Annotated in this window: 20 protein-coding genes and 5 pseudogenes; 8 read left to right on the top strand and 17 right to left on the bottom strand. The window is 67.0% G+C overall.

Annotated elements, in window-relative coordinates:
- Nucleotides 1-135: 135 nt before the first annotated feature.
- From J2848_RS34585 to J2848_RS36255, 3 genes and pseudogenes are all read left to right on the top strand, one after another.
- Complete coding sequence (locus J2848_RS34585; protein WP_149235353.1) at nucleotides 136-1,017, top strand: SDR family oxidoreductase; 882 nt, start codon at nucleotides 136-138, stop codon at nucleotides 1,015-1,017.
- A gap of 151 nt (nucleotides 1,018-1,168) precedes the next feature.
- Nucleotides 1,169-1,948 (top strand): annotated as a pseudogene (locus tag J2848_RS34580) (IS6 family transposase).
- A gap of 68 nt (nucleotides 1,949-2,016) precedes the next feature.
- Nucleotides 2,017-2,250 (top strand): annotated as a pseudogene (locus J2848_RS36255) (zinc-binding dehydrogenase); the annotation flags it as partial.
- Nucleotides 2,251-2,266: 16 nt separating this feature from the next.
- Here J2848_RS36255 and J2848_RS34575 read toward each other — a convergent pair.
- The 7 genes from J2848_RS34575 to J2848_RS34545 form a co-directional block, all read right to left on the bottom strand.
- On the bottom strand, nucleotides 2,267-2,659 hold the full coding sequence (locus J2848_RS34575) for a nuclear transport factor 2 family protein (RefSeq protein ID WP_170307294.1): 393 nt from the start codon (nucleotides 2,657-2,659) through the stop codon (nucleotides 2,267-2,269).
- Between the two features lie 175 nt (nucleotides 2,660-2,834).
- Nucleotides 2,835-3,020 (bottom strand): alcohol dehydrogenase catalytic domain-containing protein, encoded by a 186-nt coding sequence (locus J2848_RS34570; RefSeq protein WP_436232170.1) that lies wholly within the window; start codon nucleotides 3,018-3,020, stop codon nucleotides 2,835-2,837.
- Between the two features lie 176 nt (nucleotides 3,021-3,196).
- Entirely contained in the window at nucleotides 3,197-3,958 is a 762-nt protein-coding gene (locus J2848_RS34565) for an SDR family oxidoreductase (RefSeq protein WP_149235355.1), read from the bottom strand.
- Between the two features lie 62 nt (nucleotides 3,959-4,020).
- Complete coding sequence (locus tag J2848_RS34560) at nucleotides 4,021-4,413, bottom strand: nuclear transport factor 2 family protein (protein ID WP_149235356.1); 393 nt, start codon at nucleotides 4,411-4,413, stop codon at nucleotides 4,021-4,023.
- Nucleotides 4,414-4,533: 120 nt separating this feature from the next.
- Nucleotides 4,534-5,934 carry a carotenoid oxygenase family protein gene (locus tag J2848_RS34555; protein WP_211103358.1) on the bottom strand — a complete coding sequence of 467 codons (1,401 nt, stop codon included), beginning with the start codon at nucleotides 5,932-5,934 and terminating at the stop codon, nucleotides 4,534-4,536.
- Nucleotides 5,934-7,283 (bottom strand): FAD-binding protein, encoded by a 1,350-nt coding sequence (locus tag J2848_RS34550; protein ID WP_149235357.1) that lies wholly within the window; start codon nucleotides 7,281-7,283, stop codon nucleotides 5,934-5,936. The genes J2848_RS34555 and J2848_RS34550 overlap by 1 nt, the downstream gene beginning before the upstream one ends.
- A 60-nt stretch (nucleotides 7,284-7,343) precedes the next feature.
- Nucleotides 7,344-8,855 carry an aldehyde dehydrogenase family protein gene (locus J2848_RS34545; protein WP_149235358.1) on the bottom strand — a complete coding sequence of 504 codons (1,512 nt, stop codon included), beginning with the start codon at nucleotides 8,853-8,855 and terminating at the stop codon, nucleotides 7,344-7,346.
- Between the two features lie 180 nt (nucleotides 8,856-9,035).
- Between J2848_RS34545 and J2848_RS34540 the strand changes: the two genes are divergently transcribed.
- Both J2848_RS34540 and J2848_RS34535 read left to right on the top strand, forming a co-directional pair.
- Entirely contained in the window at nucleotides 9,036-10,079 is a 1,044-nt protein-coding gene (locus tag J2848_RS34540) for a LysR family transcriptional regulator (protein WP_149235359.1), read from the top strand.
- A gap of 24 nt (nucleotides 10,080-10,103) precedes the next feature.
- A pseudogene (locus tag J2848_RS34535) lies at nucleotides 10,104-10,438 on the top strand (IS5 family transposase); the annotation flags it as partial.
- Nucleotides 10,439-10,467: 29 nt separating this feature from the next.
- On the opposite strand, the pseudogene J2848_RS34530 reads toward J2848_RS34535, so the two are convergent.
- Nucleotides 10,468-11,136, bottom strand: a pseudogene (locus J2848_RS34530) (IS3 family transposase); the annotation flags it as partial.
- Nucleotides 11,137-11,441: 305 nt separating this feature from the next.
- Here J2848_RS34530 and J2848_RS34525 point away from each other — a divergent pair.
- The gene (locus J2848_RS34525; protein WP_170307296.1) at nucleotides 11,442-11,894 is read left to right on the top strand and encodes a RidA family protein; all 453 of its coding nucleotides are present in this window, start codon (nucleotides 11,442-11,444) and stop codon (nucleotides 11,892-11,894) included.
- Nucleotides 11,895-11,909: 15 nt separating this feature from the next.
- Here J2848_RS34525 and J2848_RS34520 read toward each other — a convergent pair whose 3' ends face one another.
- From J2848_RS34520 to J2848_RS34480, 9 genes are all read right to left on the bottom strand, one after another.
- On the bottom strand, nucleotides 11,910-13,217 hold the full coding sequence (locus J2848_RS34520; RefSeq protein ID WP_149235362.1) for an amidase: 1,308 nt from the start codon (nucleotides 13,215-13,217) through the stop codon (nucleotides 11,910-11,912).
- A gap of 107 nt (nucleotides 13,218-13,324) precedes the next feature.
- Nucleotides 13,325-14,023 (bottom strand): RraA family protein, encoded by a 699-nt coding sequence (locus J2848_RS34515; protein ID WP_149235363.1) that lies wholly within the window; start codon nucleotides 14,021-14,023, stop codon nucleotides 13,325-13,327.
- Between the two features lie 20 nt (nucleotides 14,024-14,043).
- Nucleotides 14,044-14,844 (bottom strand): SDR family oxidoreductase, encoded by an 801-nt coding sequence (locus tag J2848_RS34510; protein WP_149235364.1) that lies wholly within the window; start codon nucleotides 14,842-14,844, stop codon nucleotides 14,044-14,046.
- 44 nt (nucleotides 14,845-14,888) lie between these two features.
- Nucleotides 14,889-15,746, bottom strand: a complete 858-nt coding sequence (locus J2848_RS34505) for an aspartate dehydrogenase (protein ID WP_149235365.1) — start codon at nucleotides 15,744-15,746, stop codon at nucleotides 14,889-14,891.
- Nucleotides 15,747-15,800: 54 nt separating this feature from the next.
- Complete coding sequence (locus J2848_RS34500) at nucleotides 15,801-16,703, bottom strand: polysaccharide deacetylase family protein (RefSeq protein WP_149235366.1); 903 nt, start codon at nucleotides 16,701-16,703, stop codon at nucleotides 15,801-15,803.
- Nucleotides 16,704-16,744: 41 nt separating this feature from the next.
- Nucleotides 16,745-17,707 carry a substrate-binding domain-containing protein gene (locus J2848_RS34495; RefSeq protein ID WP_149235367.1) on the bottom strand — a complete coding sequence of 321 codons (963 nt, stop codon included), beginning with the start codon at nucleotides 17,705-17,707 and terminating at the stop codon, nucleotides 16,745-16,747.
- A complete protein-coding gene (locus tag J2848_RS34490; protein ID WP_149235368.1) occupies nucleotides 17,704-18,711 on the bottom strand; it encodes an ABC transporter permease in 1,008 nt (335 codons plus the stop codon). Before J2848_RS34490 ends, J2848_RS34495 begins: the two co-directional genes overlap by 4 nt.
- Entirely contained in the window at nucleotides 18,708-19,712 is a 1,005-nt protein-coding gene (locus J2848_RS34485; RefSeq protein ID WP_149235369.1) for an ABC transporter permease, read from the bottom strand. The genes J2848_RS34490 and J2848_RS34485 overlap by 4 nt, the downstream gene beginning before the upstream one ends.
- Nucleotides 19,709-21,235 carry a sugar ABC transporter ATP-binding protein gene (locus J2848_RS34480; RefSeq protein WP_149235370.1) on the bottom strand — a complete coding sequence of 509 codons (1,527 nt, stop codon included), beginning with the start codon at nucleotides 21,233-21,235 and terminating at the stop codon, nucleotides 19,709-19,711. Before J2848_RS34480 ends, J2848_RS34485 begins: the two co-directional genes overlap by 4 nt.
- A 154-nt stretch (nucleotides 21,236-21,389) precedes the next feature.
- On the opposite strand from J2848_RS34480, the gene J2848_RS34475 reads away from it, so the two are divergent.
- Together J2848_RS34475 and J2848_RS34470 are read left to right on the top strand one after the other, a co-directional pair.
- On the top strand, nucleotides 21,390-22,403 hold the full coding sequence (locus tag J2848_RS34475; protein ID WP_170307297.1) for a LysR substrate-binding domain-containing protein: 1,014 nt from the start codon (nucleotides 21,390-21,392) through the stop codon (nucleotides 22,401-22,403).
- A 162-nt stretch (nucleotides 22,404-22,565) separates the two neighbouring features.
- Nucleotides 22,566-23,281: pseudogene (locus J2848_RS34470) on the top strand (IS3 family transposase); the annotation flags it as partial.

Genomic DNA, 23,281 nt, shown 5'->3' with positions numbered 1-23,281 from the left:
GATGGTTCCCTCTATGTAACTATGGGCGAAAAAAGTGCCGCCTTTACAGTTAAACAGAACATTAGTTACGATTTTAGACCAGCAACCGGTCTGCATTCAACGACCAATTCGAATGCACCCAGACAGGAGTATCCAATGCCCCAACCTCTTCTCGTGACCGGCGCCGGCGGCCAGCTCGGCCGCTCCGTCGTGGATAACCTTCTCGCGTCGGGCGCCGGCCACATCATCGCGACGACACGCGATCCTTCCAAACTCGCCGATCTTGCCGCGAAGGGGGTCGAGGTGCGCCGGGCCGATTTCGATGATGCCGCCTCGCTGCCCACCGCCTTCGCCGGCGCAGGGCGGGCGCTGATCATCTCAACGGACGCCCTGGATCGGCCGGGACGACGGCTGGAGCAGCACCTGTCAGCGGTCGCCGCGGCCAAGGCTGCGGGCGTCAAGCACCTCGTCTATACATCGATGCCGAAACCGGAGCCGGGTTCTGCGGTCATCTTTGCGCCAGACCATTTCGGCACCGAGACGGCGATCAGAGAAAGCGGGCTCGGCTACACCATCCTGCGTAACAGCTGGTATCAAGAAAACCTCATGATATCCCTGCCCAACGTACTCGGCTCTGGCCTGTGGTTCACCTCGGCCGGCGCGGGAAAGGTCGCCCATGTGGCGCGCGAAGACGCCGCCCGCGTAGCGGCGGCGGCACTGGCGTCCGGCTCAGACGAAAGCCTGACGCTCGACGTCACCGGACCTGAGGCGCTGACGACGGAACAGATCGCGGCGCTCGTCTCCGACGTTGTCGGCAAGCCCATCCAGGTCATGCAGGTAACCGATGAACAGCTTGCCGGCGGTATGAAACAGGCCGGCCTCCCCGACTTTCTGGTTCCGCTGCTGGTCTCGTTCGACGCCAACACGCGCAACGGCGGCCTGACCCCGCCGACCGATACCGTCGAGCGCCTGACAGGTCTGCGGCCACGGCCGCTGCGGGCTTTCCTTGAGGCCGTCAAACCGGCGCTCGTCGGCTAAGGCGCCGAGCTGGCCTCTCACACCCGACAGGGCGGGAGGCCAGCTCAAAGGCCTGCCGTGCAACGAAGCCTGGAGAAAGGAGGCAGACGGGCACCGTCATTTGTCGATTGGCTGGTTGCCGGGTCTGGCGGCGGTGAGATAGGGAAGGATCATGACGACGCGCCCCGATCCTCGCTACGCCGGCTACCGCTATCCCTCCGAGATCATTGCCATGGCGATGTGACCGTACTTCCGCTTTCCGCTCAGCCTGCGGCAGGTTGAGGAGATGCTTGCGTCCCGGGGCATCACCGTCAGCCACGAGACGGTGCGTCAGTGGGGTCTGAGATTCGGCCGCGACATCGCCAACCGGTTGCGTCGCCGGGTGCCGCGGCGTGGCGATAAATGGCACCTCGACGAGGTGGTTTTGACCATTGCCGGCAAGAAGCATTACTTGTGGCGGGCCGTTGATCAGGACGGCTTCGTCCTCGACGTTCTGATCCAGAAGCGGCGCGACACCAAGGCGGCCAAGCGCTTGCTGCGCACATTGCTGAAGAAACAGGGCTGGACGCCGCGGGTGATGGTGACAGACAAGCTGAAATCCTGCGCCGCCGCCAAGCGGGTGGTGGGAATGGGCGGGGAGCACCGCCAGCACAAGGGGCTGAACAACCGGGCCGAGAACTCCCACCAAACGACCCGACGACGGGAACGGCAAATGAAGCGGTTCAAGTCGCCCCGGCAGGTCCAGCCCTTCTTGTCCATCCACGACCCGATCGCCAATCTCTTCCATCTCCGCCACGACCACCGTGCCGCTACCGACTACCGTGCCGCCCGAGCCCAGGCCTTCATCGCCTGGGACGAGGCCGCCGGTGCGCCCTTGGCGGCCCGATGCCCGCATCCGCCGCGTTTTCGTGCCAAAAGCGCCCCCCTCGCTTCGTCGGGACCAACAAGTTGACGGTGCCCTGCCGGGTGCGTTTTAGGCTCTGACGCAAACTTGGTGATGGGCAGAACTTCTACCTTGGCGGCTTTCTTGCCGACCCCGAACTGATAGCGCGCCGTTTCGCTGAATTGGCGGAGTGGTTAGCGCAGGGACGGCTTCGCCTGTCCGTTGCGGAAGTGCTGCCGCTCGACCAAGCGGGCCAGACGCATCGCCTGCTGGGAGGGCGGGGAACGGTGGGCAAGATCGTTCTGATTACCTGGGCGCGCATGCGATCACGTTACGAGAAGCCCGGCACGATCGCGCCGGGCTTTTTTTGACCACGCGAACCAAGGGTCAGGCTGCCGGAAGGCCCCGCATTGCGGGGAGCCAGCACGCCAGTGACATGCGCGCCACCTTGCCCGCTCGCAGGTGGTACCTAGCGAAGAAGCGCATGGTCAGGTTGTCGCCAGGACCGAGCGAGGCAAAGGGAAAGTCTAGTCTCTCGATCCGCGCGGTGAAGGTTGCATTGAGTTCAGCTATGATCAGGTCCTGGCTCTCAAGCACGGCGAGCGGAGTCAGCGTTTCGACAACTCCATGATGAACGAACTGCAACATCCGCAGGAAGTCCGCTGAGGTGGCGAAGCTTTGGTCCGGCCCGTCGATCACCGCGTCGGGGTGGAAGAAGGTGTCGATCAGGCGGGCGTCGTCGCCCAGGTTGTAGGCCGCGAGGTAATCTTCGTATTTCATGGAAGTCTCCGACAGCTGTTCCCGGCCCGGGCGCACGCGGGGCACCGCCATCGCCCAAGAACGGGAATATTTTAAAATGGGTCAGTATTTGAAGGCGGCGGACGGCGAGGCGGTCCGCGGTTCTCCGGCGAAGCGGGTCACTGCGTCGTCGGAATAGGCCAATGCGGTCCAGTAGTTAGGTGTCCAGCGGATTGCGGACCGAGAACCGTACCGTCCAACGGTCGTCGCTGCGGCCGCCATGATCCATCAGGCCGATCACGCGCTGGCCGATTTCCCAGCCGCTGACGCCATCACCCACTTGGGCGACAGTGCCGCACACCTCGCCCCCAGTACGATTGGCAGCGGGGTCGGGGCCGGACAGGGGTGCCCCCGCCGCCGCACCGTATCGGCGAAGTAGACCCCCGCCGGCTCCGCGAGCACGAGTAGTCCTCCTTCCCAGGTACCGGAACAGGCTGTTCGACCAGCTTCCGTTGCTCAGGTCCCCCGGTCGTTTTCAACTCAATCGCGCGCATGAATGGCTCCCGGGATATGGACGCATCAGCCGAGGCTGGCAACGCCGCCGTCGATGACGATCTCCTGGCCGAGCATGTAGCCTGCCTCGTCGGATGCGAGATAAAGCACCGCCTGGGCCGCCTCTTCCACCGACCCGGCGCGCTTCATCGGCGTCAACTCGGTCAGCGACTTCAGAATCTCGTCCCCGCCGAAGTCCTCCCCACCGCCCGGCGTGCGGGACGTCAGCGGAGTGGCGATCAGTCCGGGGGTAACCGTGTTGACGCGAATGCCTCGGGGTAACAGCACTGCTGCCAGCGTGCGTCCAAGATGCCGCAGAGCGGCCTTGGTAATGCCATAGACGCTGAGTGCGGGATTAATCCGAACCCCGGCCAGCGAGGCGCACAGGACAATGGCGCTACCGCGAGGCATATGAGGCGCAATCTTCTGCACCAGGAAGAAGTTGCTCTTGAGGTTGATGGCGAACAGGCTGTCCCACAGCGCTTCGTCCACGGTCTCGAATGGAGCGACCGAAGCGATGCCGGCGTTCGCGTAGAGCACGTCGATCCGGCCCAAGGCGCCTACCAGCTGATCCACCAGTCCCGCGAGGCCTGCGATGTCGGCCATGTCATACTGGATCGCAACGGTGTCTCCGCCAATCTCGGTCCTGGCTTCTTCCAAGGTCTTCGCATTACGCCCTATGATCGCGACGTGCGCGCCTTCTGCCGCGAAAGCCTTGGCGGTGGCGAGGCCAATGCCACTGTTGCCACCCGTTACGAGAACGTTCTTGCCGCTAAACCTGGGATGCATCTCTACTCCCCTTCTGAATGCTGCGGAACGTTCTGGCGCGCCGAGCAGCGCGCCAGCGACGCTCACCACACGCCGTTGCCGTGCGGCAGGTCGGCAGGGAGGTCCTGACCGATGTCCCAATGCTCGGCGATGCGGCCATTCTCGACGCGGAAGCGATCCACATACAGGCGCGGCGTCGGGTTGTCCTCCTCCTCCACACGAACGAAGAAGATTACATTGTCACCGTCCACGAACACGTCGCGGATCAGTACGTTGGCGTTCTTCTGATTCTGTTCGAGATGGCTGATGAAATTGAAGACGCCCTCGTAATCATCAGCCATGGGGATGCTGCTGTGCTGGATATAGCGATCGGCGATATAATTCTTGATAATGCGCGGATTTTTCTCGCAGATCACCTTCTCGTAGAATTCGACGCAGAGGTCGAGATTCTTCTGCTCCTGCTCTGTACGGCTCATTGTTTCTCCCTTCTGTTTTTTTATATCTTTATGAGAGCCTGTTTGAGAAGCGGCGGAGTCACAATATGGAGTATAAAGATTTTCGCTTCACCTACTACATATTGTGCCCATAACCAATTCTCAAACAGGCTCTGAGGACGGTATCCAGCTGCCATGGAAGCCGATCGGCAATCGGGCGGGCAGGTGAATGGTGGCGAGCGGCGGCGCGGTGATGTCGCGCGCGTCAAGGACGTGCAGGTCGGTCGCGCCGCGGTCCGGATCGGAGGCCGTGAGCAGGATGTAGCCATCGTCCTCCCCCTTCGCCGGGCTTGTCGGAGTGAAAATTGGCTCGCCGACGATAGCGCGCTCCGGGTAGAGCCGCTCAGTCGATGTGCCCTGGTCGAGATCGTACTTGATCAGTCGATTGCTGCGCGCATCCGGTGCCACCGTTTCGTCGCGCGCGATGAACGAGTCTGCGAGATCCTCGTTCGAGATCATGTAGACATAGCGGTTGGGCCGTCCGGTGAAGGCTTCGTTGATGCGCGGGAATTCCTGGGGGCGGACATCGACCAGCTCGCGGGCAACGGTGCCGCTGTCGAGATCGAATACAAGCTTTTCGAAGCGCGGCGCGCCATTGTGTTCGACCGATCCAGGATACGTGGCGCACATCCGCGGATGTGTCACTGCGTAGAGCACGACAGTATTGCCGACTTCGAAGGCATTCGCGGTGTGGAAGATCCACAGCGGTGGCACGTCGAACCAGCGGATTTCGCTAGCTGCGCCGTTGATCGGCAACAAGCCGATGCGAGGTTGATATTCGGGGTCCCAACGATAGGGGATCAACGCGCCCGATGCCGCCTCAGACGGGTCGAACCCGACTTGAAGATCGTAGATCAGGGCGTAGTTTCGGGTCAGCGCGAAGTCATGGATCATCGGGCAGTGCGGGACGTGGACATGCTCCACCCTTGTCACCTGCCCTGCGGCCGAGACCACGATATGCTGCACCATCGGCATTCCGGGGAAGTAGGCCACGCCGTGCATGTCGCCCGTATCCGGATCCCAGTGGGGGTGCGCGGTGAAGCCGCCCGGAAGCGTGCCCTCGAAATCGTAGGTGCCCACCGTGCCCAGATCGCCGTCCAATTCGTAGGGCAGCGTCCCGATCTCGACCAGCGCGAGCGTGCGCCCAGCATGGCTAACCACATGCGTGTTCACCGGAACATCCATGCCGCCATAGACCATGGCCTTGCGCGGCGGTTCATGCAACTGGCGGATGACGGCGGCCTGCCGTACCCAACGGTTGCGGTACCATTCGGCCCGGCCGTCCCGGATCCGCACACCGTGCACCATGGCCTCACCCTGAAACAGGTGATGGCGACTACCCTGCGCGGTAATTGGGTTGGGGCCGTTACGCAGGAAACGGCCATCCAAATCAGCCGGAATCGAGCCCGTAACGGCTAGATTGAACGCTTCGATCTCCCCTTCAACCGGCTCGTAGCCATTCATCAGGTAGCGGTTGCCTTCCGGCACAATCCGGGGGTTCATTACGCATCCTCCTTTGGGGCGCTTGCATCGCGATCTGCTCCAGTGATGCCATCGAGGCCATGGAGCGGTTTGAAGCGGTTTTCCGGGTCGTGGTGATGGCGCGCGGCCTGCAAGGAGCCAATGGCGGGACCGAGCTGACGACGCCAGTCGTCAGCACTGAGCCGCAGGGCACCAGCCTGCGGGTCGCCGAGCCCGTCGAGCTCCAGCGCGAGGTCAAACAGGCGCCGGTTGCGGGCTTCGCTTGCGGCTAGAGCCGCGGTACTGGTGTCGGTCTGGCATGGGAACGCCGAAGCAATGTAGGCAACCCCCTGCCCACCCCAACGCCGGCCCATCTGGCCTAGGCGAGACACCGGGACCGGATACAGTTCGATTACCCCCGCCGGCCCCATCTGATCGGCCGGAAAGCTGCTCATCAGTTCAGCTGCATAGCGGGCGGCATTGGCAGCGGGGATGAAAGCGGTAGCCCAGGGATGAGCATGGGCGTCGTTGCCGCGATCACAAGGGAAGGCGGGATTTAGCTCAAGCCGACGCAAGAACTGGTCCAGCGACAGCCGGTCCACCTTTGTTGTCGGCAATGCCGAAAGCGCAGGTGATGCCTTGTCGATGGCCTTCGAGCCCGCGGGAACGACTGCCTCGATACACGGCGTCCAGCCATGAGGCAGCGGCAGGATCCATCCGCCAAGATGCCATAGGCCCGCCACATCAAGCAGGGCCAACTGATCGGCGACCATCGCTTCTGCATCACGATAGAACAGGTGGTAGCAGTCCACCTCCGCCGGAGCATCAACCAGCTTCAGGCGCAGCCGGGCAATAACCCCGAACTGTCCTGCCCCGCCCTTCACCAGGGCGAACAACTCGGCGTTTTCGTCGGACGAGCAGCGAACCATCGCACCGTCGGGCTTTATCACATCCGCCCACAGCATCTGCTCGCAGATCATGCCTTCGCGAAAGCTTGTTCCGCCCAAGCCTCCGATGGAAACGGTGCCCCCCACGGTCAGACCCAAATAGTCGGGTAGCACCGCGGGAACCTGCCCCGTCGGCAAGGTGCCGCGGATCACCTCGCCCCAGGTGGTGCCCGCCAGCACGTCACAATAGCCCTCGCCCACATGATCCACACCGACAAGCCCGGACAGGTCGAGGAGAAATCCCTCCCCAGCGAGGGTCTGACCATTGCAGGAGTGGCCCAATCCTCGGACCGCCACCTGAAGCCCGGCGACCTGCGCCTCGGCTATGGCGGCACAGGCCATCTCGGCACTCGATACGCTCCGCACGATTGCCGGTTCGGCCCGACACATACCGCCGAAATCGCGCGCGAGGTTTCCACCTCGCAAGGCAGGTTGCTGGCTCACGGTTGTATTTCCTGTACTTGTGGCAGCTGCGTCGCAGCGGGTCCGATAAGTCGCGGCAAGTCAGAGCTGGATGATGACCGACTTGAGCTCGGTATAGGCTTCAAGCCCTTGGCGAGCCTGTTCGCGTCCAACGCCCGACTGCTTGTAACCGCCGAACGGCAACGCGGCATCGAGCACACCGTGGCAATTGCCCCAAACGGTGCCCGCCCGGACCTTCGCCGCAAGCCGATGCATGACTGAGAGATCGCGCGTCCAGATGCTCGCGCCGAGGCCGAAAGCAGTGTCATTGGCCGCGGCGGCAACCTCGTCGAGATCGTCAAACCGCTGCACCACGACGACAGGACCGAAAATCTCCTCACGAACCACACTCATCTGCGGGTTCACGTCGGCCAGTACGGTCGGATTCAGATAATAACCTTCGGCTGCGGGAGCATCGCCCCCGGTCATCACGGTAGCCCCGGCCCGACGGCCTTCATCGATATAGCGCAGCACCCGCTCATGCTGCTCACGCGAGACAACGGGACCCATTCTGGCGGTCGGATCGAGTGAAGGCCGCGGAGTCCAGGCCTTGCTTGCGTCAACCACACCATCAAGGAACCGATCGTAGATATCCCGATGGGCAAACAGACGCGAACCCGCGACGCAGACCTGACCGGCATTGAAGAAGATTGCTCCGGCGGCCCCGGCAGCAGCGCTTTCCAGCTCTACATCGGGCATCACGATGACGGGTGATTTGCCGCCGAGTTCCAGCGTGACCCGCTTGAGCGTGTCCGTAGCCGTGCGGTTGATGATCTTGCCGACCTCGGTCGATCCGGTGAAGGCGATCTTGTCCACCAGCGGATGACGGACCAGCGCGTCCCCGGCTATCCGGCCATCGCCTGTGACCACGTTGACCACACCAGCTGGGAAGCCGGCCTCCAGCACCATGTCAGCCAGACGCAGCGCCGTCAGGGATGTCTGCTCGGCGGGCTTCAGGACCAGCGTGCAACCGGCTGCCAATGCCGGTGCGATCTTTAACGCCGCCATCAGCAGTGGAAAATTCCAAGGAATGATTTGCCCGGCCACCCCAATCGGTTCCCGCCTAACATAACCGTGAAAGGCCCCCGTTGGGGCAGAGAGAGGGTCGACCACCTCACCGGAGATCTTCGTCGCCCAGCCTGCCATATACCGCAGTTGCGCCACCGTACCGGGAACATCGACGGCCGCCGCCATCGCGCGCGGCTTGCCGTTGTCGATGGCTTCAAGTTCGGCGAACTCGTCCGCGTTCGCCTCGATCAGATCGGCCAGCCGATTGATCGCCGCCTCGCGCCGGATCGGCGGCAAGCCGGACCATCGGCCATCGTCGAAAGCGGCACGGGCCGCACGAACGGCCCGGTCAATGTCTTCGGCGGTCGCATCGGCAATGTGCCCGATGATCTTCGAAGTGGACGGATCGATCACCTCGATCTGCGCATTGCCGGTGGACTCCACCCACTCATTATCAATGAAATGCGCTGGCCTGCGGCCCAGCAGGCGGTTCACGGCGGGCGAATAAGCAGGCTGTGTCCAGCCCTGAAGTTCAACGGGTCGCATCGGGATCCTCCCAGCATTTTTGTTGGTTAGGATTTCCCATACGGCGCGGTGTAGCAAAAGCCGCGGATGCGTGATGCAAACCATAAGCAAGACTTATGTGCATGGTCCGGCTTGCCTCGGCGCACGAAAGAGGGAACAACGAATTATTGACGTCGAAAACGATGCAGGGAGGGAGGGAGCATGATGGCGACGAGGGATCGTCCTGGCGGGCACATCGACGCAGAACGAGGTCAGAACGACTTGTTGAACTCACTGTCGCTGCCCAACCGCGAATTGCTCCTGCGGCTGCGGCGAACGAACCTCAACCTCCTCCCGATCCTGGCCGCCGTACTGGAAACGAGAAGAATCGGGCAGGCGGCGCGGGAGCTGAACCTCACCCAGCCGGCCGTGAGTCAGGCGATCCAGCAGCTAAGGACAATATTTGGCGATGAGCTGATCGTTATGGCGGGACGCGTCCCGATGCTCACCGAAAGAAGCGCGGAACTGATCGGCCCTGTAAAATCGCTCTTGGCGGATCTGGATGAAATGTTGTCAGGTGCCAGACCTTTCGACCCTATGGTGGAATCCATGACGGCGCGGATCGTGACCGCGGACTATATCACCGCTATACTGACCCCGCAGATGATAGAGATTTGCGACGCGTTGCACGCCCCTCACCGTATTGAATTCGTCGGCATAGACATCAAGCGCATGCATGATCTGTCACAGATGGACCTCGTTATCCTGCCGCGGGCGCTTTCGCGCCACCTGGGCAAGACGCACGGTTCGCTCGAACTGCTCGACGATCGCTTTGTCTGCATCGCGCGCGCCGGCAGCTCTTTGCCCGAGACTCTCGGTGCCGACCGCATCCGCTCGTTGCCGCAGTTCAAGTTTTCGATGGACGTCCACTTCCCCAGCAACACCCATCATTTGCTAACGGCTGCAGCCGACCTCGAGAACGATGCCGCATGGGCATTCGAACACTATGCAGTCCTCGGCATAGCCGTCGCGGAGTCAGAGCGTATCGCCGTGGTACCGGAAATGCTTGCCAAATGGCTTGGCCGTTATGCACCGTTGCGGATCATAGAAATCGACGGAGAGCCACGCAAATTTGGTCTCGATGTAGTCTGGAGCCCCGAACTGGAAAGCCAGCGCGGCCATCGGTGGCTCCGTTCATTAGTGATGCGCGCAGCACAGCAGGCGCAGCAGGCACTAGGCCGTGTCGGCAAAGGGGTAGCAGGTTGAAGGAAGGTTCCCCATTTGTGCTGGATGGGACGTTACGATCTGACTGATGCACAATGGGAGCGGCTGGAGCCGCACCTTCCTCCCGAAAAACCTCGCACTGGACGGCCGAACCACTCTCACCGGCGGATGGTCAACAGCATGCTGTTGACCATCCGCAGCGGAGCGCCATGGCGGGATTTGCCGGAGCGCTATGGGACGTTCGGCACGGTGTCGAGCCGGTTCTACCGCTGGCACCGCGCCGGCCTCTGGCAGCGCATCCTGGAAGCCTTGCAGGCCCGTGCCGACCGCCAGGTCGGGCGGACTGGAGCCTGCACTTCGTGGACAGCACCGTGGTCCGCGCTCATCAGCACGCGGCTGGTGATCTTGCCCCGGTTGGGTGGACACGGGTTCACGCAGATCTTAGCTCGGCCTGTTCGGGGGTGATGTCTCCGATAGCCGAGTGGGCGCGTTGGCGATTGTAGTAGGTTTCGATGTAGGCGAACACCTCCCGGCGCGCCTGGTCGCGGGTTTCGAACCGGGTACGATGGACCAACGCGACCTTGAGGGTGTGGAAGAAGCTCTCCATGGGAGCATTGTCGTAGCAGCAGCCCTTGCGCGACATGGACTGCCGCATCCCGGCCGCCTGCAACAGATCCCGGTAGTCCCGGGAAGCATACTGACTGCCGCGATCGGAATGCTGGATGAGACCCACAGACGGCCGATGGCGCTGGATGGCCATCACCAGAGCCGAGGTGGTGAGTTCGGCGCGCATATGGTCGCGCATCGCCCATCCAACGATCTTCCGGGTCGCCAAGTCGAGGACAGCCGCCAGATACAGCCAGCCTTCAGCAGTGGGCAAATAGGTGATGTCGGCAAGCCAGACCCGGTTGGGCTCGGCCACCTGGAAGGCCTGGCCCAGCAGATCGGGAGCGACCGGAAGGCCATGGCGGCTGTCGGTCGTGACGGGCCGGAACCGGCGTGCGGCGGCACCCCGGATGCCGTGCCGGCGCATCAGACGCGCCACCCGGCCCCGGCTGGCGGCAACGCCCTCTGCGCGAAGAGTGGCATGCACGCGTGGTCGAGCACGAGCACCGCCTGGACGTCCGGTTCCAGGCTCCGGCAAGCTGGCGCGAAACCTGCCGGAACCGCGGCGCTGTCCGCCGCCAGCTTCGCCCGGATTGGAGGCTGGGACATGCGCCCGGCTTCGGTCAGGCGGGCGGGACTGAGCGGTCGCAGCGCTGGAAGACGCCCCGCGGCCCGCCACTGAAATCGCGATGCATGAGTCCTCCTCATGCATGGAGGCCGGATAAATCGTTTGTCGGAAACTGGCCGAACGCGGAGGTTTGGCCCGAGGCTTTCAGCATCGACAATGGAGGAATTGCCTTGGCAAAAGGAATTGAACGCTACGCGCTGGATGAGTCCTCGCCCTACCGGCCCCAGTTCCTGGAATCGGTGCGGGTGCCGGTCGATGGAACCGAATTCCTGATGCTGAGCGGGCTGACGCCGCCGGTCATCGACAGCTCCGTTCCGAGCGACCGAGCCGAGGCCTATGGCGACACGGAAGTCCAGACCCGCAACATCCTGGCGGAGTTGAAGGCTACGCTGGAACGGCGCGGCTATGGCCTGAACGATGTGGTCAAGGTCCAGGCCTTCCTGGTCGGCGACGCGCAGTTGGGTGGGCATGCCGATTTCCAGGGCTTTTCCCGCGCCTACGCGGAGGCTTTCGGCACCGCCGGGACCCCGAATATTCCGGTGCGCACCCGTGTGCAGGTGGCCGGCCTGGTGGAACCGGGCTGGCTGGTGGAGATCGAGGCGATGGCCGCCAAGGCGGGGTGAGCGCCGCCGCCACGGTCAGGCGGACCCATCCGGCGGTCCGCCGAACCGTTCGGCGATGGAGAGAATCAAATCGTCCGCGCCCGGCCGCCCGACGATCTGGACCCCCACCGGCATCCCGTTGCGGTCGCGGCCGGCCGGCAGCGCCAGCGTCGGCAGGCCAAGGAGACTGAAGGGACGGTTGAAGCGCAGGAAGGCCAGGGTGGTGGCGCCGGCAATGGTCTCGTCGTCGTCGTCGACAACGTCCAGACGCGGAGCCGGCCCGCCGATCACCGGACAGAGCAGGACGTCCGCCGCAGCGAAAGCCCCCTGGATCACCGCCGCCCGATGGGCATCGCGGTCGCGCAATGCCCGGTCGTAGGCGTCGCGCCCCACCTCGGCCGCCGCGACCAGACGCCGCCGCACCGCCGCCGGGTACCAGTCCGGACGCTCCACCAGCCTCGTCCGGTGCAGGGCGGACGCCTCGAACGAGGTGATGGTCCCGGCGCAGGCGTTCAGCACATCGAGCGGCGGCAGGGCGACCTTGACCGCCAGCGCTCCGTCCTCTGTCATCCGGCGCAGGACGGACTGGATGACCGCGGCGACCTCCGGCTCGACCCCGGTCCGGAGCCACTCCGTCGGCAGACCGAGACACAGAGGGCCGACGCGCAGAGGAGCCTCGTGCTGCTCCCCGGACGCCGGGTCGCGCAACGCCGCGAACACCGCACGCAGCAGAGCGGGATCGCGGGCGATGAGGCCGATCGCGTCCTGCGACGGCGACAGCGGCGCGATGCCGGGGTCGCGGATGGCCCCGGCGGTTGGCTTGAAGCCGAGGACGCCGCACAGGGCGGCCGGAATGCGCACCGACCCGCCGGTGTCGGTGCCGAGTGCGAAGGGCACGATGCCGGCCGCAACCGCCGCCGCCGATCCGCTCGACGACCCGCCGACGGCAAACCGCGCATCCACCGGATTCAGCACCCGCCCGAAATAGGGGTTCAACCCGGTGGCGGCATAGCAGTGCGGGTCGAGGTTCAGGGCCCCGATGGCGATGGCTCCCGCCGCCGCCAGACGGTCGAGCGCCACGCTGGTCCGCTCTCCACCCCAGCGATAGCCATGCCCGACCCCCACCGTCGGCTGCCGCCCGGCGGTGACGAACACGTCCTTGTGGGCGAAAGGCAGACCCCAGAGCGCCGGTCGCGGACCGTCCGCCGAAGCCGCCGACAGAGCCCGCGCCCACTCCTCCGCGTCGGGGAACAGCTCGATGAAAGCATTGAGCCGGCTGGCACGCGCCGCGGCCAGGGCGGTCGCGACAGCCTGGGCAGGGTCGCGGGGAGACGCGGCGATCATGCTGGGGTCCTTTCAACAATGGTGTCGCGGCGCAGGGGATGGCGGCAGTGGCACTCCCGAAACGGCCCCGTCTCCGGCGGGCGGAAACAGGGCCGTCCGACAGGGCGTCAGACGTGGCCGTAGCGTTCCAGCGCCTGCGCCAGGGTCAGGCCGTTCGACAGTTCCTCGCGGATGCGGATCTCGGTCGCGGTCAGCGCCTCCGATTCCGCCAGCACCTTCGGAACGATGGCTGCCGGGATGGCGAGCGCGCCGTCCTCGTCGGCCAGGATGAAGTCGCCCGGCTCGATCCGCACGCGCTCCACCGTCGCCCCGCGCAGGAAAACCGGAACCTGCCAGGCGTTGACCTTCCAGCGGCCGATCGACTGCACCGGCGTGCGGTAGCGGGCGTAGACCGGGAAGCCGTGATGGCCGAGCCAGCGCACGTCACGGATGCCACCGTCGACCAGTGCGCCGGTGCTGCCGCGCTCCTTCATGCCGATGGCGATCAGCTCGCCGAAATAGCAGATGCCGTCGCCGTCGCCGCTCCACACCGACACCTCGCCGGGCGACAGCCCCTGGCAGGCCGCCATCTTGTCGGCGTCGCCGCCCAGCGGATAGGGTGTCATCTGGCCGCGGATGGTGTAGGCCCAGCCGGCCAGCCGCCCGGCGGTGGCGGGATAGGGCATGAATTCCGCCGCCAGCCCCTGGTCGGGCCAGCCCATCACGTCGAGCACGTCGGCGACGTTGGAGGTGTCGACGGCCAGGAAACGGGTGCGGATGTCCTCGCGCTGCGCGGCGGTGAGGACCGTGTCGGTGCTGCTGCTCATGCTGGGGATCCTTCGGACTGTCAAATGCTGGGGATGTAGCCGCCGTCCACCCGCAGGGTGGAGCCGGTGACATAGGCGGCGCGCTCGCTGGCCAGGAAAGCGACGGCGTCGGCGTATTCGCGGGGCTCGCCGTACCGGGCCATCGGGATGGCGGCGGTGCTCTCGGCGACGACCTCGGCAACCGGCCGCCCCTCGCGCGCCGCCTTGCTCTCGTCCAGGAAGCGGATGCGGTCGGTGGCGATGCGGCCGGGCAGAACGACGTTGACGGTCACGCCGTCGGCCGCCACCTCGCGGGCCAGCGACTTGGACCAGCCGACCAGGGACAGGCGCAGCGCGTTGGACAGGGCGAGGTTGGGGATCGGCACGACGACGCCCGACGAGGCGCTGGTGACGATCCGGCCCCAGCGCCGCTGCCGCATGCCGGGCAGCACCCGGTCGGTGATGCGGATGACCGACAGCACCATCGCCTCGAACTGCGCCGACCAGATCTTCGGATCGACGCCGCTGGCCGACGACGGCGGCGGGCCGCCGGTGTTGTTGACCAGGATGTCGATTGCGCCGAACCGCTCCTCGGCCAGGGCGATATTGCGGTCGGTGGCGGCCGCGTCGCCCAGGTCCCAGACGATGGGGAGACAGGGTACGGCGGTTTCGGCCTTGGCAATGTCGGCGAGGACGGCGCTGGTGGCGGCCAGCGACGGCGCGTCGCGGTCGGCGATGACGAGGTTGGCGCCCTCGCGCGCCAGACCCAGGGCGATGGCGCGGCCGAGCCCGCCCCCGGCGCCCAGCACCAGCGCGGTGCGGCCGGAAAGTCCGAGATCCATGACGAATCCCCCTTCTGTTTTTGATTTTCTGAAAAGGCCGGCGCTCAGGAGCCGACGCGCAGCGGCGCGCGCAGCTTGCGCAGATAGGCCAGCACCGACAGGGCGGTGATGCGGCCGGTCTTCGGGTTGTCGGTCGGGATGTTCTCGATCGCCATGGTGAAGATTGCCGAATCCGCCTCGACCTCGATGCGGTGGGTGTTGCGCTCCAGCGCCGGATCGGCCCAGATCTCCAGCGTCGTGCGGTCGGGGCCGATACCGGCGAGCGACAGCGCCACCGCGACGTTCAGATTGGCCGGGAAACCGACCGCCGCCTCGCGCGGGGTGCCGTGGAAGATGCGTAGCGGGTCGGTGATGTCTTCGATAGCGATGCCGTTCTCGACCAGATAGGGGGCGCCGACCAGCCCGCGCACCGGCTTGCGCGTCACCATGCGCACGGCGCGGATTTCCCCCTCCGCCGCCGCCGTCACCGCGTCGAGCCCGAGCAGCGCCCCGGTCGGCACGACGATCTGGCCGCCATGGGCGCGGGCGGTGGCGACCAGCCCTTCGTTGGCCAGCAGCGCGCCGGAGCTGAGCACCACCGCCGTCTTGCCGGCGCGGAGGAACGGCTCGACGATGGCCGGAAGCAGGGCTGCGGGGGCGCATTCGACGACAAGGTCGGCGAGCGGCTCCAGCTCGCCGATGTCCACCACCGGCACCGGGTGGGTCAGGGCGGACAGGCGGTCCGCCGCCGCCACCTTGTCGCGGGCCGAAACGGCGGTCAGGACGCAGCCGTCGAGGCCTTCGTCGAGCGCCTCGACGATCTTCAGGCCGACGGCGCCGAGGCCGGCGACGGCGACCCGCAGGGGGGGCAGAGCGCGGGCGCACGCCGGGGTTTGGGACAGCCCAAGGGGCGTCTCAGTCATGATGGAACCTCTCGGATGGGAGCCGGCCCGAGGGGGGCCGGCGTCAGGAACGGGTCAGGGACTGGCCGGCGCGGTCGTTGCCGGCGGCGGCATCAGCCCGGCGAAGTGGTCGGCGATCTGGCCGGCGGTGGCGAACCAGATCTCGTCGCGGTGGGCGTCGAGATGCTCCAGCACCCGACGGAACTGCTTGATGCGGAAGGGCTGGCCGACGATGAAGCTGTGGATGGTGATGCCGTAGGCGAGCGGCTGGTCCTTGGACTGGCGCAGCATCTCGTCGAAATTGTCGATGGCCATGTCGGCGAAGGCCGGCGCCGTGCCGTCATGCAGCACCACCATTGGCACGTCGTTCACCTCGTGCGGATAGGGCACGCTCAGCAGCGGCCCGCCGGTGGTCCGCATCCACACCGGCTGGTCGTCTATCGGCCAGTCCAGCGTGTAGCGGTAGCCGGCTTCGGCCAGCAGATCCTCGGTGTTGGCGCTGGGGTGGGCGCCGGGGCTCATCCAGCCGGCGGGGGGCTTGCCTTCGTGCAGGCGGATCGCCTCGGTCGCCTCGGCGATCAGGCGGCGCTCCTCTTCCAGGCTCATGCCGTTCTGGTGCTCGCCGTTGGTCCGGCCATGGGCAACGATCTCGTCGCCGCGGCGGCGCAGCGCCGTGACCAGCTCCGGGCAGTGCTCGTAGCATTCGGTGTTGAGCAGCACCGTCAGCGGCAGGCGGTGGGCGTCGAACAGGTCGATCAGCCGCCAGCCACCGACCCGGTTGCCGTACTCCCGCCACGCCCAATTGTAGCTGTTGGGATGGCTCAGGCCCGGCGAATAGGGCAGGCCAAGGCCGCTGCCGTAGGGGAAATGCTCGATGCAGAGCGCCACATAGACGGCCAGCCGCTTGCCGCCCGGCCAGGAGAAGTCGGGACGGTCGGTGATCGCGGAGTAGGGGAAGCGGTTGTGGGAGGGAAGCATCGCGGATCCTGCCTTCAGTCGGTGCCCAATGGAGCGTTGGTTCAGGGCCGGTAGTCGGCCGGGGCGACGACCGAGCTTAGATCGACCTCGCCCAGCGTGTCAGAGGTGACGAGCAGCGCCGGCAGCACGACCTTGGCCTCGACCGGCTTCTTCGCGGCGGCGGCCAGCGCCTGGGTGAAGGCGGCGCGGCCCTGCGCCACCACCTGCTGGATGGAGGTGCAGGCCAGCTCGCGGTCCTTCAGCAGTTGCTGCGCCGTCGGGCTGAAATTGGAGGCCGAGACCCGCACCGCCGGCATGCGCCCGGCGGCCTTCATCGCGGCGACCACGCCGGCCGCCATGTCGTCGGTGGCGGCGTAGACGCCCTTCAGCTCGGGGAAGCGCTGGGTCCAGTCCTCCGCCGTGGTCAGGGCGGCGTTGCGGTTGTCGGCCAGCCGGGATTCGGCGACGACCGTCACCCCCGGCGCCTCCTTCGCCAGCGTCTCGCGGAAGCCCTTGGCCCGCAGGTCGGACCAGGCCTGCCCGGTCGGCCCGGCCATCATCGCCACCTCGCCCTTGCCGCCGATGGCCTGGGCCAGACAGCGCGCCTGGAGGCGGCCCATGTCGTAATGGTCGGCGCTGACCGTCGCGCTGAGCCGGTCGCTGTTGGGCGGCGAGGAGATGCCGACCACCGGGATACCGCGGCCGACCGCCTGCTCCACCACCGCCCGCACCGCGTCGCCGTTGGTGGCGCCGACGATGATGGCGGCGACGCCGCGCTGGGCCAGATCCTGGATCTGGGCGATCTGCTGGCTGCTGTTGGCGTCGCCGCCGGCGTTCAGCTTGACCAGCGTGACGCCGGCGGCCCTGGCCTCCTGCTCCGCCCCATAGACGGCGGAGATCCAGAAGGACGAGGCGAGGTTGGGGATGGCGAAGCCGATGGCCTTGTCCTGCGCCAGGGCCGGCGCGGTGGAGAACAGCAGGAGGGCGGCGAGGCTTCCGGCGATGCGGATCGGGGAGCGGGTCATGTCCGTGTCCTTGATTGGGAGTGGAAGGACGGCAGAGAGCGCAGAAGCGTTTCGAGAAGGCCGGAGGCGATGATGACCACCCCGACGGCGATCTGGGCGACGAAGGGCGAGACGCCCTGGAGGTTGAGGCCGGTCAGCAGCACCTGGATGAAGGCGGCCCCGATCACGACGGCGGCCACGCTGGCGATGCCGCCGCTGAGCGCGGTCCCGCCGATGACCGCGGCGGCGATGGCCTGAAGCTCCATCCCCGCCCCCTCGGTCGGCAGGCCGGAGCCGGCGCGGACCGTCATCAGCACCCCGGCGAGGCCGGCGAACAGGCCGCACAGGCCATAGGCCCAGAGCTGGACGCGCCGGGTGTCGACGCCGACCAGCGCCACCGCCTCGGGGTTCGAGCCGGCCATCAGGATGCGCCGGCCGGCGAGGCTGCGGCCGACCAGCAGGGCCGCCCCGACCGCCAGGACCAGCGCCGCCCAGCTCGCGGCGGGCAGGACCGGCATCGGCTCGAAGCCGAGACGGGTCACCGCGCTGGCCGCGTCGAGCGGCACCACCTGCCCGTCGCCGGTGATCAGCAGCGACAGGCCGCGCACTGCGATCAGGCTGCCCAGCGTCGCCACCACCGGCTGGAGGCCGAGCATACCGACCAGCGCGCCGTTGATCAGCCCGCAGAGCAGCCCGGCCAACGCCCCGGCGGCCAGCCCGGGCAGGCCCCAGCCGTTGCAGGCCATCGCCGCGCAGACGCTGGACAGGGCGGCGACGGCGCCGACCGAGATGTCGAAGCCCCGGGTCGCCAGCACGAACATCTGGCCGATGGCGAGCAGGGCGAGGACCCAGACCTGCGCCCCGATGTTGGCGGCGTTACCCAGGCTGAGGAAGCGCGGCGCGGTGGCCGCGAACACCGCGACCGCCAGGATCAGGCAGAGCGGCGCGACCCGGAAAGGGACGGGAAGGACGGAGCCGGCGGCGCGCAGGCCATCGGCGGAGCGGCGCAGGAGACGGGCGCTCATGACCGCTCCTCCTCTGGCTGGCGGGCGGGCCGGACCGGCAGCAGAAGAAGCAGCCGGGGCGCCTGCTGGAGGAGCACCGCGCCGAGGATCACCGCGGCGATCATCAGCTGCTGGTAGGCGACGGGCAGGTTCAGCAGCACCACCGCGTTGTTCAGCATGGCGATGACCAGCACGCCGCACAGGGTCTGCACCGCCCTGCCCTGCCCACCCGCCAGCGGGATGCCGCCGACGGCGCAGGCCGCGATGGTCTCGAAGGGCAGGTTGGGAGCGAGGCCGGGCTGGCCGGAGGCGACCCGGCTGGTCAGGATGACAGCGGCAAGCGCGCAGAAGGCGCCGGCCAGCAGATAGCCCGCCAGCACCGACCGCCACACCGTGATGCCGGACAGCCGCGCCGCCGTGCCGTTGGCGCCGACCAAGTACCAGAGCCGGCCGGCGCGGGTGTGGGCGAGCAGGAGGTGCAGCAGTGCGAAGCTTGCCGCCGCCGCCAGGATCGGCACCGGGATGCCGGCGACCCGGCCGCGCGCCGGCCAGGAGAAGGCGTCGCTCGGCGGCGCGTCGATCGGCAGGCCGCCGGCCAGAACCGCCGCCCCGCCGCCGGCCACCATCAGCATGCCGAGCGTGACGAGGAAGGGCGGCAGGGAAAAGCGCGCGACCAGCGTGCCGTTGACGAGGCCGACCAGCAGCACCGCCGTGGCACCGGCCGCGAAGCCGCCCGCCACCCCGGCGGACGGCAGGGCCAGCACCGTCACCACGCTGGCCAGCGCCGCCGACGCGCCGAAGGAGAACTCGATCCCGCCGAGGATCAGCACGATGGTCTGGCCGCAGGCGGCGATGCCGAGGATGGAACCGACCCGCAGCAGATTCTCCAGATTGCCGGCGCTGGCGAAGCGCGGCACCGCCAGGGCGAAGACGCAGAACAGCAGCAGGACGACCCAGACGGCGGCGGGCGGGTTGAGACGGCCGGAGAAGCGGCGCGGCCGGGCGCCGGTCAGAGCCATCATGCCGCCCTCCGTCCGGCCAGCCGGTCCATCAGGGCGGCGCGGCCGGTGCCGCGCGGCAGCTCGCCGTCGAGGCTGCCGTGCCGCACGACCAGGATGCGGTGCGACAGGGCCATGACCTCGTCGAGGTCGCTGGAGGCGACGACGACGGCGACGCCCCGGCCGGCGGCCTCGACCAGCGCGTCGTGGATGGTTTCCCGCGCGGCGATGTCGACGCCCCGCGTGGGTTCCAGCACCACCAGGACCCGCAGGTCCGGCACCGCCAGATTGCGCGACAGCAGCAGCTTCTGCTGGTTGCCGCCGCTGAATCCGGCGGCCGGACGCTCCGGCTGGAAGGGGTGCAGGTTCAGCCGGCGCAGCCAGGGCATCAGCGCCGCCGCCTCGCCGCCCGGACGCAGCAGCCCGCCGCGCGAGAACAGCGCGACGGTCGAGGAGGAGGCGTTCTGGAGCGCCGCCAGCGGGCCGAACAGCCCCTCGGCATGGCGGTCGGCGGGGACGTAGCCGACCCCGGCGGCGACGGCGCGCACGCGGTCGCCCGCCGGCAGGGCCTCCCCCCGCACCGCGAGCGTGCCGGCGGCGACCGGCCGGGCCCCCGCCAATGCCGCCGCCAGTTCCAGGGCGCCCGAACCGACCAGCCCGGCCAGCCCGACGATCTCGCCCGCCCGCACGGTGATGTCGGCGGCAGCGTCAGCCGGCCCCAGCCGCAATCCGGTCGCGGTCAGTACCGGACCGCCCGGCTGCGGCAGAGCGCGGTCACCGGGCTCCACCATGTCGCCCAACATGGCGCGGACCAGCTCGGCGCGGCTGAGCGAGGCCAGCGGTTCGGCGTCGATCACCGCGACGCCGTCGCGCAGGACGGTGACATCGTCGGCCAACGCCTCGATCTCGTCGAACTTGTGGCTGATGAAGAGGACGGCGGTGCCCTCCGCGCACAGGCGGCGGACCACGCCGAACAGCCGGTCGGTCTCGTCATGGGTCAGGGCTGCGGTCGGCTCGTCCAGCACCAGCAGCGTGCAGCGCTGCCCCAGCCCGCGGGCGATCTCCACCAGCTGGCGCTCGCCGACCGACAGCCGCTCGACCGGAAGGTCGAGGTCGCAGCCGAGGCCGACCGCGTCCAGCCAGGCCCGCGCCGTGGCCCGCGGCACCAGCGCCGGCCGGGCGCGCAGCCCCGCCGCGCCTGCGATGGCGAAGGCCGACAGGTTCTCCAGCACCGACAGATGGGGGAACAGGCTGAGGTGCTGGTAGATCGGGATCACCCCGGCGGCAATCGCCTGCCGCACCCCGGCGAAGAGGGTCGGAACGCCGTTCAGCGCGATCCGTCCGCGGTCGGGCTGGATCGCGCCGACGACGATCTTCACCAGCGTGCTCTTGCCGGCGCCGTTCTCGCCAAGAAGCGCATGGACCTTTCCCGGCCGCAGCCGCAACGAGGCGTTGCGGAGCGCGCAGGTCGCCCCGTAATTCTTGGCAATGCCGCTGACTTCGAGCGTCCAAATCTTACCGGGATCGCCCCTTGTCTGTCGTGTCATGGCTGTTCGTGTCACGGTAACCCTCGCGCTTGCCCTGTTTCCTTTGAACTCTGACGGTTCAGTGACAGGAAGCGTGCCGGAGGACACCGGACCTCACAAACGACTTGTTCGGCCCCTATGCATGACCTAGGCTCATCCATGGGAGGCCATGCCGATGCCGAAACGACCGCTGCCGCCGCTCAACACCCTGCGCGGGTTCGACGCCGCCGCGCGGCACCTCTCCTTCACGTTGGCGGCCGACGAGCTGCACCTGACCCAGGGCGCGATCAGCCGGCAGGTGCGCGACCTCGAACTGGCGCTGGATTGTCAGCTGTTCCGCCGCATGACCCGGCGGATCGAACTGACGCCGGAGGGGGAAGATTTCGCCCGCACCGTCCGCGACTGCCTGGGTGAGCTGGAGCGCTCGGCGCAGCGGATCGGCCGGTCGCGGACGATGCGCACGCTGACCATCTCGATCCTGCCGACCATCGCGTCGCTGTGGCTGATGCCGCGCCTGCATCTGTTCACGCAGGCCAACCCCGGCGTCGAGGTGCGGATCATCTCGTCGATCGAGCCGTCGAACCTGCTGGCGCACGAGGCCGACATCGCGATCCGCGTCGGCCGCATCCCGGGCCGCCGCTACGAACGCGGGCAGCCGCGCATCGACCTGGACATGGTGACGAGCTGGGATGGCGTGCAGGCCGACGAACTGTTCCCCGATATCCTCCGCCCGGCCTGCGCGCCGGAGCTTGCGGGCGAGGCGATGCTGGAGGACGGGCGGCCGGTGGTGCGCCTGCCGCTGATCCACACCTCCAGCCGCCGGCACGCCTGGCCGGACTGGCTGAAGGCGACCGGCGGACAAGCCGTGGCCGGAACCGGCGGCGAGCTGGAGTTCGGCCATTTTTTCATGTCGCTGGACGCCGCCCGCCAGGGCCGCGGGATCGCCATCGTGCCCGACATCCTGCTGGCGCAATACGACCGTCGCGCCGAACTGGCGATGCCGCTGCCATCCGAGGTGCGCAGCGCCGGCGAATATTACCTGCTAATCCATGAAAGCCGGCTGGACGACCCCCGGACGCAGGCTTTCCGCGGCTGGATCCTCTCGGAATCCCGCAAGGCGCGCGATGGGTTGACATCCTCGGTCGACCGGTGCGCCAGCACCTCTCTTTCGCAGCTTTCCGATCTTTAGGGTTCCGTCGGGTTTCGCGCCAAGTCTGAGTACCTGTTCGCGACTTTGGCGCAGAACTCGGCCTGCTGACGGATTTTGCCCTGAGGCGATGGAGTGAAGTGGTCCCCGTTTCCCGGACAGTCGGATAAGCTTGGTTCGCCCAGGAAGAAGGACGGACCCCCGATGACGGGGAAACGGAAGCGGTATTCTGCAGAGTTCAAAGCGAAGGTGGCGCTGGAGGCGATCCGGGGCGAGCTTACGGTATCGCAGTTGGTCTCCAAGCACGGCGTACACCAGACGCTGATCAACGCCTGGAAGAAGCAGGCGATGGAGGGGATGGCTGGTGTGTTCTCCGGCAAGGCTGAAGCGGCTGAAACCAGCCATCAGGGCGAGGTGGAGAAGCTGCACGCAATGATGGGCCAGTTGGTCGTGGAGCGGGATTTTTTGCGCAAGGCCTCCGGTCGATGAGCATCGGTCGGAGGCGGGAGCTGATCGAGCCGGAGCATCCGCAGTTGTCGATCACCCGACAGTGCGAGCTGGTTTCCATCAGCCGGTCCAGCTACTACGGGCCGGGCAAAGGCGAGCCGACCGAGAACCTGGAGTTGATGCGGCTGATCGACGGGCAGTTCCTGGAAACGCCCTGGTATGGCAGCCGGCAGATGACTCGGCATCTGCGCCGGCACGGCCATCAGGTAACCGCAAGCGGGTTCGCCGCCTGATGGTGCAGATGGGCTTGCAGGCGGTTTACCAGCGCCCGAAGACGACAGTGCCACATCCCGAACACAAGATCTGGCCGTACCTGCGACGCGACCTGACCATCGACCGCCCCGATCAGGTGTGGTGCAGCGACATCACCTATATTCCCATGCAACGCGGCTTTCTGTACTTGGTGGCGGTGA

Origin of the sequence: Azospirillum lipoferum (genome assembly GCF_024170005.1) — a bacterium.
In the GTDB taxonomy this organism is placed as follows: domain Bacteria; phylum Pseudomonadota; class Alphaproteobacteria; order Azospirillales; family Azospirillaceae; genus Azospirillum; species Azospirillum lipoferum.
The sequence above is the reverse complement of the archived record's forward strand: the minus strand, read 5'-3'. Positions and strand labels throughout refer to the sequence as shown.